Source organism: Gordonia ajococcus (genome assembly GCF_012974285.1).
GTDB lineage: Bacteria > Actinomycetota > Actinomycetes > Mycobacteriales > Mycobacteriaceae > Gordonia > Gordonia amicalis.
Genome location: NZ_CP052884.1, coordinates 3810756 through 3827088, shown reverse-complemented (window position 1 = coordinate 3827088; position 16333 = coordinate 3810756). Strand labels below are relative to the sequence as shown.

The window sequence follows — 16333 nt, the reverse complement described above, 5'->3', positions numbered from 1 at the left end:
GTCCGGCACTAACCTGAGGGGCATGCGTGCTTGGGCGGTGACCGAGCCGGGGCCGATCGACACACGTCCGCTGCGGCTCGTCGACAAACCGGATCCGCGGCCCGGGCCCGGTGAACTGCTGGTCCGGGTGCGCGCGTGCGGCGTTTGTCGCACCGACCTGCATGTCGCCGAGGGTGATCTGCCGGTCCGCCGCACAGGCGTGACACCTGGTCACGAGGTGGTCGGGGAGGTCGTCGAACTCGGTCACGACGCCGACGGTTTCGCGCTCGGCGACCGGGTCGGCGTGGCCTGGCTGCACAGCACCGACGGCACCTGTGATCGTTGCGTCCGAGGTGCCGAGAACCTCTGTGCGGCATCGGTGTACACCGGATGGGCGGTCGACGGCGGTTACGCCGAGTTCGTCACCGTCCCCGCCGCGTTCGCGTATCCGCTGCCGTCCGGGATCGACGACGTGGCGATCGCCCCGCTGCTGTGTGCGGGCATCATCGGCTATCGCGCACTGCGCCGGACCGGCCTCCTCGACGATCTCGAGACTGATGGCCGACGTCCGAAGAGGTTGGGGCTCTACGGTTTCGGCGGCAGTGCCCACCTGTGTGCGCAGCTGGCGATCGCGCTCGGGATCGAGGTGCACGTCCTGACGCGCGGGGAACAGTCCCGGCGATTGGCCGCCGACCTCGGCGCGGCGTCGGTGGGAGACGCCACCGACGCCCCGCCGGTGCCGCTCGACGCGGCCATCACCTTCGCCCCGGTCGGCGAGCTGGTCCCGGTCGCGATGCGCGCACTCGACCGTGGCGGCGTCCTGTCGATCGCCGGCATCCATCTCAGTGACATCCCTCCGCTCAACTATGAGCGGGAGCTGTTCTACGAGAAGGAGATCCGCTCCGTCACCGCCAACACTCGCGCCGACGGCGTCGAGTTCCTGACGCTGGCCGCCCAGCACGGCGTCCGGGCGACGACCCACCGGTACCCGATGTCGCAGGCCGATCGCGCACTCGCCGACCTCGCGGCGGGACGCTTCGACGGGGCCGCAGTGCTGGTCGCGGATGCGTGAGTCGGCATCACAGGGGGTTGAGCAACTCCGGTCCGTTGTTGGCGACGCGGTTGACCAGCGGGGCGACCTCGCGGATGTCGATCGCCTCCGCGAGACGCTCCGCGGGCGCGGCGAACAGCTCGTCCGGTGCCCGGTGGTCGGGATCGAGCCAGGCATCCCAGTTGTCGAACGGCATGATCAGCGGCATCCGGTCATGCACGTCGCGCAGTTTGCCCACGGCATCGGTGGTGAGGATCGAGCAGCTCAGCAGGGGCGGCGCGTCGTCGGAGTTCTTGTCGTGCCAGACCGACCACAACCCGGCCATGAACAACCGCGTGCCGTCCTGCGGGGACATGTAGAACGGGACCTTGGTGGGCTTGCCCTTGCTGTCGAGCGGACCCTTCTTCCACTCGTACCAGCCGTCCATCGGCACGAGGCATCGCTTGGACTTCACCGAGGCACGGAACGAACTCTTCTCCGCGGCGCTCTCGGCCCGGGCGTTGAAGAGCAGCGGACCCTTGCCGACCTCCTTGCTCCACGGCGGCACGAGCCCCCACCGCATGGCGCGGATGCGCAGCAGCGGGTCGTCGTGCGGGTCCTCCGGTGAATGCCGCTTGACCACGGTCATCACCGTGGTCGTGGGCGCGACGTTGTAGTTCGGGCCGAGGGAGCGCGGACCAGGGGAGTCCAGGTCGGCGGCATCCGCCGCCGGGGGGTCGGGTACCTCGTTGACCGCGTCGATCTCCGCCGCCAGCTTCGCCGGATCGGTGGTCACCGCATAGCGTCCTCACATGGTCACCATGCTGCCCTACGCCTGCGACACAAGGGACCTCACACGGCGATGTCGGCGACCACCGCCTTGGTGACCGCCACGAGGTCGGCCGGTGCGAGGGCGATCTCGAGTCCGCGTCTGCCTGCGCTGCAGAGAATCCGGTCGAACTCGAGCGCCGAGGAGTCGACGACCGTCGGCAGGGCGGTGCGCTGGCCGACGGGCGAGACGCCGCCGAGGACGTAACCGGTGCTGCGGGTGACGGCCTTGGCCTCGGCCATCTGCGCCTTCGACGCACCGAGTGCGGCGGCGGCCGCCTTCACCGACAGTTTGCGGGGGACCGGGACCACGGCGACGGCGAGCCCGGGGCGATCGCCGCCGGACAATTCGACGACGAGCGTCTTGAAGATCTGTTCGCCGACCACCCCGAGCGAGTCGGCGAGGGCCTCGACGGCCTCGGCCCCGTAGGCCTCCGACCGCGGGTCGTGGTCGTAGCGGTGCACGGTGTGCACGACCTTCGCGCGTTCGAGTGCAGCGATCGCCGGTGTTGCCGCCATGGTCGGGAGCCTCCTGGGGGACGGAGTCGGGACGTGGAAAGCGTAAGCGAGCCGCCCCCGGTTCACCGTTGTCGGCGGAGCTGCCCTGCTCGGGGTCGAATTCCGCCGATGTGACGGATCACGTCGGGAACAAACCTCCCGTCCCGGCCTGTTGTGACTGGTTGCGACGTGATGATCGGGAGCGCATGCGAGGAGGTCGAACCGATATGAGCTCAACGGCGGTACTCGAACCACCGGAACTCGTGGAGGCGAGGCCTCTCCTGCCTGGGCCGAGGTCGGTAAGCTTGACCGGCAACGTCCCAGTGACGCCTCTCATCGAAGGGATCGTAGTGGCCGAAGCCGAGTCAGCCGACACCGAGAAGGGGTCTGCCGAGAAGGGTGCGCCGCGGCGCACCGATCCGAGCGAGTCGCCCGCGGAGCTCACCGAACGGTTCGAGCGCGACGCCCTGCCGCTGCTCGACCAGATGTACGGTGCCGCCCTGCGGATGACCCGCAATCCCGCCGATGCCGAGGACCTCGTCCAGGAGACCTACATCAAGGCGTTCACCGCCTTCGCGTCGTTCCGGGAGGGCACCAACCTCAAGGCGTGGCTCTACCGGATCCTGACCAACACCTACATCAACGGCTACCGCAAGAAACAGCGCCAACCCGCGCAGTACCCGACCGACGAGATCACCGACTGGCAGCTCGCGTCGACTGCCGAGCACACCTCACAGGGGTTGCGCTCGGCGGAGATCGAGGCCCTCGACGCCCTTCCGGACGACGACATCAAGGCCGCGCTGCAGGAGCTCCCGGAGGATTTCCGGATGGCCGTGTACTACGCCGACGTGGAAGGCCTGCCGTACAAGGAGATCGCCGAGATCATGGACACCCCCATCGGCACCGTCATGTCCCGACTCCACCGGGGACGCCGTCAGCTGCGTGAACTGCTGGCCGACGTCGCGCGGGAGCGTGGTTTCAACCGATCCGCCAGCGCGAAGGGTGCGGAGGTGGCGCGATGAGCGACATCGATCCGGAACTCACCCAGCTCGACTGCTCCGCGGTGATCGCCGACGTCTGGCTGCTGCTGGACAACGAATGCGACGAGAACGCCCGCAGGCGGCTCCAGGGGCACCTCGACACCTGCCCGTCCTGCCTCGCCCATTACGGCATCGAGCTGCAGCTGAAGGCGCTCGTCAACCGCAAATGCGGCGGCGACCAGGCACCTCAGGGTCTGCGCGATCGTCTGCGAGTGGAGATCCGTAAGACGGTCATCATCCAGGAGATCGCCGAAACCGACCGCTGAACCCGATCCGGCCTCCGACCGTGCGGAGGCCGGACACGAAAAAGCCCGGGCGGCCATGGTGGCCGTACCCGGGCGTTTTTCTTGGTGCTCGTTCGCCGAACCCCGCCGAGAGGCGAAGATCAGGCGTTGGGACGCTTGCCGTGGTTGGCAGCGTTCTTCTTACGAGCGCGCTTCTTGCGTCCGCGCTTTCCCATGACGCATCTCCTTTTGCCGGCGGATGGGGACATCACAGTGTCTCAGGCATTCTCCCACGTGCCAAAACCCGGTCGGTCATCGCCCGGCGCCGACGCGGCCCCGACCGATCGTCGGCCGCCATCACGTGGGCTAACTTATGTGCATGGCAGAAGACGTGGTGGCAGAGATCGTCGCGAGTGTCCTCGAGGTCCTGGTCGCCCCCGGACAGCAGATCGAGGTCGGTGACAGCCTGGTGCTGCTGGAGTCGATGAAGATGGAGATCCCTGTTCTCGCAGAAGAACCGGGCACCATCGCCGACATCAAAGTGCAGGTGGGCGATGTCATCCAGGCCGGCGACGTCATCGCGACCTTCGAGTAGCCCGCCCGCCCGCCCGCCGGTCCGCGAACCCGGAGCATCCCCATGTCGACCCTTGCCGACCTGCTCGCCGAGCACACCACCCTCTCCGACGCGGCTGCCGCGCACCTGCAGCGTCTGGTCGCCGAGTGGCAGCTGCTGGCCGACCTCTCCTTCGCGGACTTCCTCCTGTCGGTCCGCACGGCTGAGGGCGCCGTGGTCACCGTCGCACAGTGCCGGCCCAACACTGCGTCGACCGTGTTCCCCACCGACGAGGTGGGCCGCGTCATCGACACCGCGGTGCATCCGCAGGTGCTCCGCGCCTTCGACTCCGACAAGGTGCTCCGCGACGAGGACCCCACCTGGTTCGGGGCGACCGCCATGCGTCAGGAGGCGGTTCCGGTCGGTTTCGACGGGGCGGTGATCGGCGTGCTGACGCGGGCCGTCGACCTCACCCACCCGCGGTTGCCGTCGCCCCTGGAGCTCGCCTATCAGGACTCCGCGGACGATCTGTGCCAGATGGTCGCCGATGGCACGTTCCCGCACGAGGAGGGGAATCCGCGGGGTCTGTCGACGCCTCGCGCCGGGGACGGGTTCATCCGGCTCGACCGGACCGGCACGGTCACCTACACGAGCCCCAACGCGCTCTCGGCGTTCCACCGCATGGGCTGGACGGCGGAGCTCAACCACACCAGGCTGTCCGACGTCGTCAAACAACTCGTCACCGAGCCGTTCGAGGCCGACGATGTCGCGATGATGCTCGACATCGCCGCCGGGGTCGCCCAGGTACCGACCGGGCCGTACCGCGACATCGGCATGCGCGTGGAGGCCGACGCCCGACGCGCGACGGTCCTCATCCGGGCGGTGCCGCTCCGCCCGAAGGGCCAGGAATCCGGGACCGTGGTCCTGATCCGCGACGTCACCGAGGTCAAACGGCGCGACCGCGCGCTGATCAGCAAGGACGCGACCATCCGGGAGATCCACCACCGGGTCAAGAACAACCTGCAGTCGGTCTCGGCGCTCCTGCGTCTGCAGGCCCGGCGCACCTCCAACACCGACGCGCAGGAGGCCCTCAACGAGGCCGTGCGCCGCGTCGCCTCCATCGCCCTCGTGCACGAGCTGTTGTCCGGCAGCGTCGACGAGGAGGTCGATCTCGACGAGGTCGTCGATCGCCTGGTTCCGATCCTGGTCGATGTCGCGTCGAACGAGTCGCGGGTGACGGTGCGTCATCGCGACCGTCTCGGGGTGCTCACCGCGGAGCTCGCGATGCCGCTGGTGATGGTGCTCACCGAGCTCATCCAGAACGCGATCGAGCACGGCTTCGACGGCTCACCCCGGTCGGACGCCGAGATCGCCGTCATCGCCGAACGTGACGTGCGTAACCTCCGGATCGCCGTGCGCGACAACGGCTCCGGCCTACCCGAGCATTTCGACCTGTCCACCTCGGATCACCTCGGACTGCAGATCGTCAAGACACTCGTCTCGATCGAACTCGGCGGCGAATTGGACGTCCGTGCCAATCCCGAGGGCGCGGGAACCGAAGTCGGAGTGAACGTTCCCCTGCGGTCATGAGGGGCGGTCGGCAAAACCGTTGCCGGGCACGAAAAAACCCGGCCGTGGCCGGGTTTCTTCGAATCCGGGCGAACGCCGACTCGGATGAGCTCTAGACGCTGCTCCGGGTGCGGGTGCGTGCGGTACGACGCTTCAGTGCGCGACGCTCGTCCTCGCTCATGCCGCCCCAGACGCCTGCATCCTGGCCCGACTCGAGGGCCCACGAGAGGCAATCGGCGGTGACGGGGCACCGTGCACAGACGAGCTTCGCGTCGGCGACCTGTGCGATGGCCGGACCGCTGGTTCCCACGGGGAAGAACAGCTCCGGATCCTCGTCGCGACAGATGGCCTTGTGACGCCAGTCCATTCCACTACTCCTTCAGGCGCGTTTCCGCGCACCACTCGATTGGCTGATTGCTGATTTGTTGGCTGGTAACTCTCAGTTCACGCGGGCGCACCGTATGTTTCCGCGTTGTTGCTTGTGAATACTTTCACGAATCCGGCCGAAGTCAATGGTTCTCGGTTAACACGTGGGCAACATCACGTCTCGCGCCTACCACTCCGGCCGAAGCGGGACCCACGGGGGGTACGGACAGCAGGTTGACCGCCCGTGTAGTAGCCTACGCGCACCCCGCGACAACTGTCGATGAGTTTCCGCAGGTCGCGACCCTGGCATGGCACAAAATAGCCCGTGACGTGGACAGACCCATCGAGTACTCTTGCTCACATGCGTCGACGATGTTGATCCACACCACGCCGATCCGGCCATGACGGTCCGAGTCCACAACGGCGACTAACGGCCGCGGCCGTGAGCGCCGCCCTCTTCGAGGACCTGATACCGCTCTACCCGGTCTACGCGATTCTGTTCGCCGATGCCACCGTTCCCGGGGCCGGGCTGTCGGCCGTCGAGATCAGCGCCCTGTTCGCGCTCTGGTCGGTCTCGACGGTGGTCGTCGAAGTTCCCACCGGAATCCTGGCCGACCGGTTCTCACGACGCCGCCTGCTCGTCGCGGGGCCGCTGGTCACCGGTGCCGGCTTCGCGCTCTGGACCTTCGCTCCCTCGTTCCTCTCCTTCGGGGCCGGCTTCGTCCTGTGGGCGATCGGCGGCTCGCTGCGCTCCGGCACGAGCCAGGCGCTCGTCTACGACGAACTCGCGCATCTCGGCAGGTCACCGGACTATGCGCGTCTGGCCGGTGCGATGCGCGCGGCCGCCGCGGTCGGGCTGATCGGCGGCACGGCGCTGGCGGTGCCCCTGCTCGCGTGGGGCGGATACGCGGCGGTCGGTATCGCAAGCGTCGCGGCATGCGTGCTCTGCGCGGTCGCATCCGCGTTGTTGCCCGAGACCCGGCGCACCGGGCCACGACGCACAGGACAGGATGTGGCACCGGGCGCCGCCGTCACTGCCGTCGACGATGCGCCGACGGGGTGGCTCGCGATTCTCCGCAATGGGCTGCGCGACGTGCGCGAACAGCCGGTCGCCCGCCGGATGCTGATGCTTGTCGTCGCTCTGACCTGGGTCGCGGCGCTCGACGAGTATCTGCCGCTGCTGGTCGAGTCCTTCCTGGCCGATTCGGTCTCGGATACCCCGACCCCACAGTCGGTCGCACTGCTCATGATCGTGGTCGCCGCCGGCGACATCTGCGGTTCCCTCGCGGCGCGACGCGTCTGCGACTCCGCCGCGGTCGGCCCCGCGGTGGGAGCCGGTGCGGTCACGCTGATCCTCGCCGCGCTGTGGGGCCACCCGGCCGGTGTCCTCGGCGTGGCCGTCGCTTTCGGGATCTTCGGCTGGGCGCTGGTCGTCGCCGACGCCGCGCTGCAGGACCGGTTGGCTTCGGCGTCGCGGGCGACGGTCACGTCGATCGCGGGCGTGGGGGAGGAGGTGGTCGCGCTCCTGGCGTTCGCCGGATGGGCCGCGGGCTCGGCACATCTGGGCCCGGCGGCGCTGTTCGCGATCGCCGCGCTGCCCTACGCGGTGGCGGGCGGCGCGATGACGCCGAGGGCGTCGCGACGATGGCGAAAGCGTATGTCGCGGAACGCGCCGATGTAGTCGCCGTCCATCTGCACGTCGATCGGGGCCTCGGCGATGAAGCGGACCTCGTCGACATCGTCATCCCGGAATAGATGGTGCGCCTTGGGATCTGCTTGTGTCAGCAATCGAGTGGCCAGGGGAAGGTTGCGCAACACGCCGGTCGAGGTCGCCACGAACACGCCTAGACCGGTGTCGAAACCGGTGGTCGGATTGGTGCGGATCTCGCGCGGTCCGAGATAGGTCCAGGGGCTGGTGTTGGAGACGAAACCGAAACGGGCGCCGACGATCCGGTCGCGGCCGGGGATCTCGACGTCGAAGGTCGCCGAACTGCCCGCCTGCTTGAGGAAACTGGTGACGGTGGTCCACAGGTACCGGGCGGGAGTGGCGGCCTTGCCCGCATGGCGCTTGTCCTCCATCGCATGCACCACGACTGCGTCCATACCCATTCCGGTGTTGAACAGGAACCACCGGTCGTCGGTGTGACCGAGGCCGATCCGACGGCTCGCCCCCGCGTCGAGGAGTTCGATGATCTGCCGGGTCGCGAGCAACGGGTCGGGGTCGATGCCGAGGGTGCGCGCGAAGACATTGGCGCTGCCGCCCGGGATGACGGCGAGGGCGGGCCGGTGACGCGAGGGGTCACTCGTCCCCGGCGGGTCGAGGAGACCGTTGGTGGCCTCGTTCACCGAGCCGTCGCCGCCGTGGACGATGACCGTGTCGAAATCCTCGGCCGCCGCGCGGGCAGCGAGTTCGAAGGCATGCCCGCGGTGGGTGGTGAGCTCGACGTCGAGGTCGAAGTGTGCGCTCAGCGTGTGCACGAGAGCATCGCGACCGGCCGGACTGGTCGCGGTGGCGAAGGGGTTGACGATGAGCATGACGCGCACGACACCCGAGGATATGGGGTGGGTGGCATGGGCGCGCATCCGCCCTGCGTCCGCCGGCCCGGCAGATGTGCCCGCGTGGGGTGCACAGCCTCTCCCGACCCGCGCCGAATACCCTGGACGGGTGAGCACGGAGAAGGACCGCCCGGAGCACGACCGGCTTGAGATCGACGCCGATCCGTCGGTGACGCCCACCCAGATCAAGGTGGCCGGGGCGGTGACCACCGTCGAGGGACTGATCGGCGTGGTGGTGGCGGTGATCCTGGTGATCCGCGCGCTCGCCGGGCACGAGGAGACGACCATCAGCGGCTACGGCACCGCGGCCTGGTTCGGCATCATCGGCGGCGGCGTCCTCGCCGGGGGGATCGCGCTGTGGACGGGGCGGCGCTGGGGACGCTCGATCGCGATGATCGCCCAGATCCTGCTGCTCCCGGTGGCGTACTACCTGTTCACCAGCGGCCTGCCGGTTTTCAGCGTGCCGCTGGCCCTGGCGGCCCTCGCGGTGCTGGTGATGCTGTTCAGTCCGGCTTCGGTCCGGTGGCTGGCCGGCGACCTCGAACCCGGCCCCTGACCTGATCGCGGCGGAAATCGGGCATTCCGATCAGTTGACCCAGTTGTTACCGCGACGCCGACTCTAATATGTCGACTCGGTGCCGACCGGCCGTACAGTAGGGCCCATGACGCGCATCCTCGCGATTGCCAATCAGAAGGGTGGGGTCGCCAAGACCACCACGGTCGAGTCCCTCGGAGCCGCTCTCGCGGACCTCGACGTGTCGGTGCTCGTCGTCGATCTCGATCCGCAGGGCTGTCTCACGTTCTCCCTCGGGCACGATCCCGACCAGCTGGAGTCCTCGGTGCACGACGTGCTCCTCGGCGACGAGGAGATCGCCGACGTGCTCCTCGACACCGAGGACAAGGTGACCCTGCTGCCCGCCACCATCGACCTGGCCGGGGCCGAGGCACTGCTGCTGATGCGGCCCGGGCGGGAGTACGCACTGAAGCGGGCACTGGCCGAGGTCGGGCAGGACTTCGATGTCATCATCGTCGACTGCCCGCCGTCGCTGGGCGTGCTCACGCTCAACGGGCTCACCGCGGCCGACGAGGTGATCGTCCCGCTCCAGTGCGAGACGCTCGCGCATCGTGGTGTCGGGCAGTTGCTGCGCACCGTCCGCGAGGTCCAGCAGATCACCAACCCCAACCTCACGATGCTGGGTGCGGTGGCCACGCTGTTCGACGCTCGGACCACGCACAGCCGCGACGTCCTCTCCGACGTCGCCGATCGCTACGAGCTCCCGGTGCTGAACCCGCCGATCCCGCGAACCGTCCGGTTCGCGGAGGCCTCGGCCTCCGGGAGTTCGGTCATGCGCGGACGAAAGAACAAGGGCGCCACCGCATATCGCGAACTCGCGGAGAACCTGTGGAAGTACTGGGACGCGGGGGAGGGTGTACGCACCCTCGACTTCTGAGGCGTCGTGACGGGTGAGGTCAGGCCGGACCGAAGGCCTCGACCGTCGTGCCGCGCTGTTCGACGACCACGTCGCCGAGGACCCGCAGGCTCACCACTCCGTCCGGCGGGGCGTTGCGGGCGAGCGGGATCGAACGGATCTCGCGGCCGCCGGCAACATCACGCACGCTGATCCCGGCCGTACTCGGCAGCAGGAGCTGCCCGGCCATCACCTGGCCGGGTCCGAGCGTGCCGGGGACCTGGTAGATCGGTTTGAGGCTCTGTCCATCCAGCACGACCGTCGACTTGCCGGTCCAATAGGTGACGATGCCGTTCCCGTCGAGCGGGACGCTTCCCGACGGTGGTGTCGCATCCCCGGACACGGTGTTCGAGCCGGTCGCCACGCCCTCGGAGTCGAAGCGTCGGATGGACGGTCCGCTGTCGCCGCCGAGCGCCGGCGGTTCGGCGGGACTCGCGCCGCCGTCGTAGACGGCGATACCCGACGACGACATCGCGATGACCACCGGCGGTGGCCCGCTGACGTCACCGGTGATCAGTGTCGACCCGTACTGCTCGACGCGTTCGTCGTCGTCGAGGAGGACGCCGAGCACGGTCAGCCGATACCCCGGGTCGTCGGCGCAGCGTTCGGTGACGGACATGCGGTCGCCGGAGATGGCCGAGGAATAGATGACGCAGTCCTTGCGCTTGGCCTCGTCCTCCGGGCGGACGCGCGCCTCCACCCGGCCGTACTCGATTCCGCGCACCAGGTTCGAGCCCCACGTCTCGAGCCGGCGGGGGCCCTGGGCGATCACGTACCCGTAGTCGCTGACCAGCCGTAGCTGGTCGTCGGCGTCACTGGTCCGGGCGCCCTTGCGGGCCCCGGTCTTCGCGTCGAGCGCGGTGACCTCCGAGCAGCCGCGGGAGTTGCGGTAGACCGCGAGCGCGAGGTCGGTGCTGGCGGTCCACGCGGTGCCGACGACGCAGAGGTCGAGATCTCGGCGGTAGGACCACAGCTCCGCCCCCGAGGCCGGGTCGTGCCCGGTGACGGTGCCGCCGTTGCCGGTCACGACCACCGAAGCGGCGATGGCCGGCGTGACGGTGGCGTCGGAGGCGGCGTGCCAGCGTGGCGCGAAGGAGCCCGGAACCGCCGCGGGTTGTTCGACCTTGGGTGGGGTGGACTGCGCCTGGACGCTGGTGGTCCCACGTACCGGACTCACCAGCCAGGCGATCAGCCCGGACACGGCGACGAGCACGACGATGATCGCGGTGACCGCGAGGTCGATCGGCCGGCGCCGCTCCGGTTTGACGCGTGCCACGCGTGGACTCGTGGTGGTTACTCGGCAGCTGCCGGTGCGGACTGGGCGGACACCGGGGTCGCGTCGCCTGCACCCTCACCGGCCGGCTTGCCCTTGGCTCCACCGCGACGGCGGCGACGACGGCGCGGCTTCGAGGCGCCCTCGCCGGTGCCCTCGTCGGAGGCCTCGGAATCGTTGCCCTTGGCTTCCTCGGCGGTCTCGGTGCTCGTGCTGGCGGTTTCCGCGGTGTCGCCCTCGGAGGTCTGGCCGCCGCGGGTACGACGACGGGTGCGGGTCGAACGCTTACGCGGTTCCCGGTCCTCGCGCGTCTCGCGGGTCTCGTTCGGGTCGCGCTCGGGCTTGGCGGCCACGATGCGGCCGGTGGCCGTCTCCGGGATGGACAGGTCCTCGCGCAGGTGCTCGGAGGTCGAGTAGGTCTCCGCGGGGTCGGGGATGCCGAGACCGAGGGCCTTGTCGATGAGTTCCCAGCGGTGCAGCTCGTCCCAGTCCACCAGGGTCACCGCGATGCCGGTGCGGCCGGCGCGCCCGGTACGGCCGATCCGGTGCACGTAGGTCTTGTCGTCCTCGGGGCACTGGTAGTTGATGACGTGGGTGACGTCGTCGATGTCGATGCCGCGGGCGGCGACATCGGTGGCGACCAGGACGTCGATGGCGCCGTCGCGGAACCGCTTGAGGGCCTTCTCGCGGGCGATCTGACCGAGGTCGCCGTGCACGGCACCCACCTTGAACCCGCGCTCGGCGAGGTCGTCGGCGACCTTCTGGGCCGTGCGCTTGGTGCGGGTGAAGACCATCGTCGCGCCGCGGCCGTCGGCCTGCAGGATGCGGGCGACGAGCTCGGCCTTGTCGAGTGCGTGCGCGCGGTAGGCGTACTGCTTCGTGCGGTCGTGGACCGCCGAGTCGTTGGCGTTCTCGGCGCGGATGTGGGTAGGCCGGTGCAGGAAGGTCCGGGCCAGGGTGACGATCGGTCCGGGCATGGTCGCCGAGAACAGCATGGTCTGGCGCGGGGTCGGCAGCGCGGACATGATCCGCTCGATGTCCGGGAGGAAGCCGAGGTCGAGCATCTCGTCGGCCTCGTCGAGGACGAGGATCGAGACCTTGCCGAGCACGAGGTGGCCCTGCTGGGCGAGGTCGAGGAGGCGACCCGGGGTACCGACCACGACGTCGACGCCGGACTGCAGCTCGGCGATCTGCGCCTCGTAGGGGCGACCGCCGTAGATCGAGGTGACCTTCAGCGGCCGACGGGTGCCGTCGGCGAGAGTGACCTCGAGCGACGGCGCCGCCACCTGGAGGTCGCCGGTCACCTGAACGCACAGCTCACGTGTCGGCACGATGATCAGCGCGCGCGGGGTGTTGTCGAGGGGCCGCACGCCGGAGGCCTCGGCGTGGGCCAGGCGGTGCAGCAGCGGGATGCCGAAACCGAAGGTCTTGCCCATGCCGGTGCGGGCCTGACCGATCAGATCGTGACCCTCGAGGGCGAGCGGGAGCGTCAGTTCCTGGATCGCGAAGGTGTGGGTCTTGCCGTCGTCGGCGAGAGCCGAGACGATACGCTCATCCACGCCGAGTTCGGCGAAGGTGGGGGCGGTGTGGGTGTCGTCGACGATGGTCGTCTGCACGGCCGAATCGCTCATATGCGGTGGTTGCCTTTCTGGGCAGTCTCTTGCGCGCGTGTGATTCCTGCGCGCACGAGGAAAGCTCGAAAGTGCGCGCGCAAATGTCGTAGTGGCACCGGGGATCCGACCGGGGCGTCGTGACACGAACTCTTGGCTCCCGCGAGAATCTCGCGAGCGGTTGTCGTCACATCCCATCGGCCGCATCCACACGCTCGCGCCGGAGAGCACGCGATGATCACGCAGCTCAGCGGGCAAGCGACGGGGGGTCCCGTCGGAGTGCACCGCAGTCGAGTGTACTTGGTGCTTCCGGAGCGGCCGCTACCATCACCTCATGGCGCATGCATCCGACCCCCTTGAGCCCATCCCGTCGTCCACGCCGGTTGCTGCGATCGAGAATCAGGACCGCGTGGTCGGGAAGCTGTTCGCGGTGCTGCTCGCCGGCGAATTCGCCGCCTTCCACCGGCTCATCGAAGAGTCGGCGATGGCTCCCGATGTGCCGGGCAAGATCGCGATCGCGCGGCTGGCCGCCTCCGAGGTCGGCCACTTCGACCGGCTCGCCGAGCGCGTCGAGACGATGACCGGTCTCACCGCCGCCGAGGCCGTGGAACGCTATCGGTCGATCTTCGACCAGTACCACCGGGCCACCACCCCGAAGACCTGGTACGAGGCTCTGGTCAAGGCCTATGTCGGCGACGGGCTCGCCGCCGACTTCTACGTCGAACTGTCCGACATGCTCCCGCCCGACTCCCGCTCGGTGATGGCCGAGGTGATGGCCGAGACCGCGAACTCGGCCTTCGCCCGCGATCAGGTCCGGGCCGCGGTCGAGGCGGATCCGTCGATCAAATCGGCGCTGGTCCTCTGGGGTCGCCGCCTGCTCGGCGAGGCCATCACCCATGCGCAATGGGTGCTCGCCGCCGAGGAGGAGGTCACCGATCTGCTGTTCTCCGGGGCCTCGTCGCTGTCGGGGGTCGCTCGGTTCTTAGACGCGGTCGCGGCCAAACACGCCACGCGCATGGCCGATCTCGGACTCGACTGACCGGGCTCGCGCACCCCGCTGCTTTTCGCTGTCAGCGGAGCGGCTGTCCCGTCTGACAGCTGCTGGACTAGCCTTGTGCGGCAAGCGTTGTTGACACCGGAGGAGGGCGGCACATGGCCGTGGAAGTGAAGATCGGCATCACCGACAGCCCGCGTGAGCTGACCATCGCGACGTCGCTGACCAGCGACAAGGCCTACGCCGAGGTCGAGGCGGCACTCGGCGGCAAGCAGCAGCTGCTGGCCCTGGTGGACGAGAAGGGCGCCCGTTACCTGATCCCGGTCACCAAGATCGCCTACGTCGAGGTCGGTGCGTCGGAGAACCGTCGCGTCGGATTCGGTTCCTGACCGGACACAAGCCAACGAACAAGGGTCCTGTGCGCCCTCCGCGAATGATCGCGAGGTGCGCGCAGGACCCTTGTTCGTACGTCCGTGGTTCTCAGGCGGGACCGGGGTCGGAGTCCTCCGCCGGGGTCTCGGCGTCGTTCTGGGTCTCGGTGTTCTGGGGCGCCTGACGCGGGAAGTGGGACAGACCGCCCCAGAGGAGCGCGACGGTGGTGTCGACGGCGGTCTGCTTGTCGACGGGCCGCTTGGCCTCGAGCCAGTAGCGCGCGTTGACCTGACTGGCTCCGACGAGTCCGGAGGCGAGCATGCGCGAGCGGTACGGATCGAGTCCGGAATCGTGCATGACCAGGCCGTACACCGCATCCACACACGCCTCGGTGGCACCTTCGACGCGTCGGATGACGGCCGGATCGGAGGCGTCGGAGGAGAAGATCAGCCGGTAGCCGGAGTTGTCCTGGTCGATGAAGTCGAAGAACGCCTCCACCGCCGCACGCACACGCTTCCGGTTGTCGGTGGTGGTGCGCAGGGCGGTGTTCACATCGCTCACCAGCTTCTCGGCATGGGAGTCGACGACCGCGATGTAGAGGTCCAGCTTGGACGGGAAGTGCTGATACAGGACGGGTTTGCTCACTCCCGCGTGCACCGCGATCTCGTCCATCCCGGCGGCGTGGTAGCCGCGCTCGACGAAGATCTCACTGGCCGCGTCGAGCAACTGCATCCGCCGTGCGCTGCGCGGCAGGCGCGTACTGCGTCCGGGCACTGCGGACGCGTTGGTTGCGGTCGACATGGGCAAGATCGTACTCGGGAGACCTTCCTACGCAGTATCTGCGGTCCGCTGTGAGAAAGTTAGTCCGTGAGCCGCGCAGAGGATGGTGGCCCCGGCCTGGATCAGGGACCGGTGCGCACCAAGGATGTCGGCCCGAGATCGTCGGGACGTCCCAAGCCGGACCAGCCGCTGCGTGCGCGCTGGGACCCGACCGATGACAGCGGCCGTCCCCGCGTGGATCGCGATGCACAGCCCGAGTACAAGAAGCAGTCGGCTCTCGGCCGATTCGTCTCGACGTACGGCTGGCGCGCCTATGCCATCCCGGTTCTGACGATCCTCACGATCGCGCTGATAGTCGTGACCATCAAGGACAGCGGGAACGCCGATCTGGCACCGACCGCCGCGGTCAACCCCGACTCCGCTGCACGCAACCCGTACATCAGCACCGAGACGCGTCCGATCGGTGCCCCGACCGGCGACATCCAGGCGGCGGCACTGCCCGCCGGTACCCTCCCCCAGGGTGGCCCGTTCACCACGCAGGGCCGGCAGACCTTCCGGGTGCTGCGGGGTGCGGGCGAGAAGGTCGGCACCGGCGGCCAGGAGTACACCTACACCGTCGAGGTGGAGAACGGTCTCAACCCTCAGGACTACGGCGGCGACCCGACCTTCGCGAAGATGGTCGACACGACGCTGACCAATCCGCGCAGCTGGATCGGCGACGGACGCGTGAGCTTCCGGCGCATCGACCGCGGCGAGCCGGACCTGCGCATCACCCTGGTCTCCACCGGAACGACCCGCGAGCTGTGCGGGTACCAGATCAAGCTGGAGACCTCCTGCTTCTACCCGCCGCAGGGCCGCGTGACCCTGAACGAGGCGCGCTGGGTTCGCGGAGCATTGTCCTATGAGGGCGACGACGTCGCCTACCGGCAGTATCTCGTCAATCATGAGGTCGGGCACGGACTCGGCTACGCCGCACATGAGCCGTGCCGCGAGGACGGCGCGCTCGCGCCGGTGATGATGCAGCAGTCCTTCGGTACCGCCAACTCCGAGGTCATGGCCCTCGATCCGGACATGAAGGCCAATCGCGCGTTCGTCTGTCGTCCCAACCCCTGGCCGTTTCCCAGTCGCTGACCCACGGGAATGAGCCGGCCACCACGGTGGTTGTGCCAAGAGTCCGTGTACTCGCCGAATA

Annotated in this window: 19 protein-coding genes; 11 read left to right on the top strand and 8 right to left on the bottom strand. The window is 68.7% G+C overall.

Annotated features, from left to right (window positions below; translation table 11 throughout):
• Nucleotides 1-22 precede the first annotated feature (22 nt).
• On the top strand, nucleotides 23-1051 hold the full coding sequence (locus GAA2_RS17470; RefSeq protein WP_040004891.1) for a zinc-binding alcohol dehydrogenase family protein: 1029 nt from the start codon (nucleotides 23-25) through the stop codon (nucleotides 1049-1051).
• A gap of 7 nt (nucleotides 1052-1058) precedes the next feature.
• Here the strand turns inward: GAA2_RS17470 and GAA2_RS17465 are convergent, their stop codons facing one another.
• Both GAA2_RS17465 and ybaK read right to left on the bottom strand, forming a co-directional pair.
• On the bottom strand, nucleotides 1059-1805 hold the full coding sequence (locus GAA2_RS17465; RefSeq protein WP_238063905.1) for an SOS response-associated peptidase: 747 nt from the start codon (nucleotides 1803-1805) through the stop codon (nucleotides 1059-1061).
• Nucleotides 1806-1861: 56 nt separating this feature from the next.
• Entirely contained in the window at nucleotides 1862-2356 is a 495-nt protein-coding gene (gene ybaK, locus GAA2_RS17460) for a Cys-tRNA(Pro) deacylase (RefSeq protein WP_006437411.1), read from the bottom strand.
• 206 nt (nucleotides 2357-2562) lie between these two features.
• Here ybaK and GAA2_RS17455 point away from each other — a divergent pair, with 206 nt between their 5' ends.
• Both GAA2_RS17455 and rsrA read left to right on the top strand, forming a co-directional pair.
• Complete coding sequence (locus tag GAA2_RS17455) at nucleotides 2563-3357, top strand: sigma-70 family RNA polymerase sigma factor (RefSeq protein ID WP_006437410.1); 795 nt, start codon at nucleotides 2563-2565, stop codon at nucleotides 3355-3357.
• Nucleotides 3354-3641 (top strand): mycothiol system anti-sigma-R factor, encoded by a 288-nt coding sequence (rsrA, locus tag GAA2_RS17450; RefSeq protein WP_006437409.1) that lies wholly within the window; start codon nucleotides 3354-3356, stop codon nucleotides 3639-3641. The genes GAA2_RS17455 and rsrA overlap by 4 nt, the downstream gene beginning before the upstream one ends.
• A gap of 119 nt (nucleotides 3642-3760) precedes the next feature.
• Here the strand turns inward: rsrA and GAA2_RS23470 are convergent, their stop codons facing one another.
• Complete coding sequence (locus GAA2_RS23470) at nucleotides 3761-3835, bottom strand: 50S ribosomal protein bL37 (protein ID WP_369758845.1); 75 nt, start codon at nucleotides 3833-3835, stop codon at nucleotides 3761-3763.
• Nucleotides 3836-3978: 143 nt separating this feature from the next.
• On the opposite strand from GAA2_RS23470, the gene GAA2_RS17445 reads away from it, so the two are divergent.
• Both GAA2_RS17445 and GAA2_RS17440 read left to right on the top strand, forming a co-directional pair.
• Nucleotides 3979-4194: a biotin/lipoyl-binding carrier protein gene (locus GAA2_RS17445; protein WP_040004884.1), complete on the top strand. Its 216-nt coding sequence runs from the start codon at nucleotides 3979-3981 to the stop codon at nucleotides 4192-4194.
• A 42-nt stretch (nucleotides 4195-4236) separates the two neighbouring features.
• Nucleotides 4237-5742: a sensor histidine kinase gene (locus tag GAA2_RS17440; RefSeq protein ID WP_191834489.1), complete on the top strand. Its 1506-nt coding sequence runs from the start codon at nucleotides 4237-4239 to the stop codon at nucleotides 5740-5742.
• A 91-nt stretch (nucleotides 5743-5833) separates the two neighbouring features.
• Here GAA2_RS17440 and GAA2_RS17435 read toward each other — a convergent pair whose 3' ends face one another.
• The gene (locus GAA2_RS17435) at nucleotides 5834-6088 is read right to left on the bottom strand and encodes a WhiB family transcriptional regulator (RefSeq protein ID WP_004023450.1); all 255 of its coding nucleotides are present in this window, start codon (nucleotides 6086-6088) and stop codon (nucleotides 5834-5836) included.
• Nucleotides 6089-6529: 441 nt separating this feature from the next.
• Here GAA2_RS17435 and GAA2_RS17430 point away from each other — a divergent pair, with 441 nt between their 5' ends.
• Nucleotides 6530-7768, top strand: coding sequence for an MFS transporter (locus tag GAA2_RS17430; RefSeq protein WP_096274416.1), 1239 nt, complete (start codon nucleotides 6530-6532; stop codon nucleotides 7766-7768).
• Here the strand turns inward: GAA2_RS17430 and GAA2_RS17425 are convergent.
• A complete protein-coding gene (locus GAA2_RS17425) occupies nucleotides 7687-8622 on the bottom strand; it encodes a diacylglycerol/lipid kinase family protein (RefSeq protein ID WP_006437405.1) in 936 nt (311 codons plus the stop codon). The genes GAA2_RS17430 and GAA2_RS17425 overlap by 82 nt on opposite strands.
• 130 nt (nucleotides 8623-8752) lie before the next feature.
• Between GAA2_RS17425 and GAA2_RS17420 the strand changes: the two genes are divergently transcribed.
• On the top strand, nucleotides 8753-9199 hold the full coding sequence (locus GAA2_RS17420) for a hypothetical protein (RefSeq protein WP_024498902.1): 447 nt from the start codon (nucleotides 8753-8755) through the stop codon (nucleotides 9197-9199).
• 106 nt (nucleotides 9200-9305) lie between these two features.
• Nucleotides 9306-10094: a ParA family protein gene (locus tag GAA2_RS17415; protein ID WP_006437403.1), complete on the top strand. Its 789-nt coding sequence runs from the start codon at nucleotides 9306-9308 to the stop codon at nucleotides 10092-10094.
• Between the two features lie 19 nt (nucleotides 10095-10113).
• Here the strand turns inward: GAA2_RS17415 and GAA2_RS17410 are convergent, their stop codons facing one another.
• Both GAA2_RS17410 and GAA2_RS17405 read right to left on the bottom strand, forming a co-directional pair.
• Nucleotides 10114-11388: a hypothetical protein gene (locus GAA2_RS17410; protein ID WP_024498903.1), complete on the bottom strand. Its 1275-nt coding sequence runs from the start codon at nucleotides 11386-11388 to the stop codon at nucleotides 10114-10116.
• A 17-nt stretch (nucleotides 11389-11405) separates the two neighbouring features.
• Nucleotides 11406-13016: a DEAD/DEAH box helicase gene (locus GAA2_RS17405; RefSeq protein WP_006437401.1), complete on the bottom strand. Its 1611-nt coding sequence runs from the start codon at nucleotides 13014-13016 to the stop codon at nucleotides 11406-11408.
• 313 nt (nucleotides 13017-13329) lie between these two features.
• On the opposite strand from GAA2_RS17405, the gene GAA2_RS17400 reads away from it, so the two are divergent.
• Together GAA2_RS17400 and GAA2_RS17395 are read left to right on the top strand one after the other, a co-directional pair.
• Entirely contained in the window at nucleotides 13330-14034 is a 705-nt protein-coding gene (locus GAA2_RS17400) for a ferritin-like fold-containing protein (protein ID WP_096274414.1), read from the top strand.
• 113 nt (nucleotides 14035-14147) lie between these two features.
• Nucleotides 14148-14378, top strand: coding sequence for a DUF3107 domain-containing protein (locus tag GAA2_RS17395; protein ID WP_005197051.1), 231 nt, complete (start codon nucleotides 14148-14150; stop codon nucleotides 14376-14378).
• Nucleotides 14379-14469: 91 nt separating this feature from the next.
• Here GAA2_RS17395 and GAA2_RS17390 read toward each other — a convergent pair whose 3' ends face one another.
• Nucleotides 14470-15162 carry a TetR/AcrR family transcriptional regulator gene (locus tag GAA2_RS17390; RefSeq protein ID WP_024498905.1) on the bottom strand — a complete coding sequence of 231 codons (693 nt, stop codon included), beginning with the start codon at nucleotides 15160-15162 and terminating at the stop codon, nucleotides 14470-14472.
• 66 nt (nucleotides 15163-15228) lie between these two features.
• Between GAA2_RS17390 and GAA2_RS17385 the strand changes: the two genes are divergently transcribed.
• Complete coding sequence (locus GAA2_RS17385) at nucleotides 15229-16272, top strand: DUF3152 domain-containing protein (protein WP_006437398.1); 1044 nt, start codon at nucleotides 15229-15231, stop codon at nucleotides 16270-16272.
• Nucleotides 16273-16333: the final 61 nt, after the last annotated feature.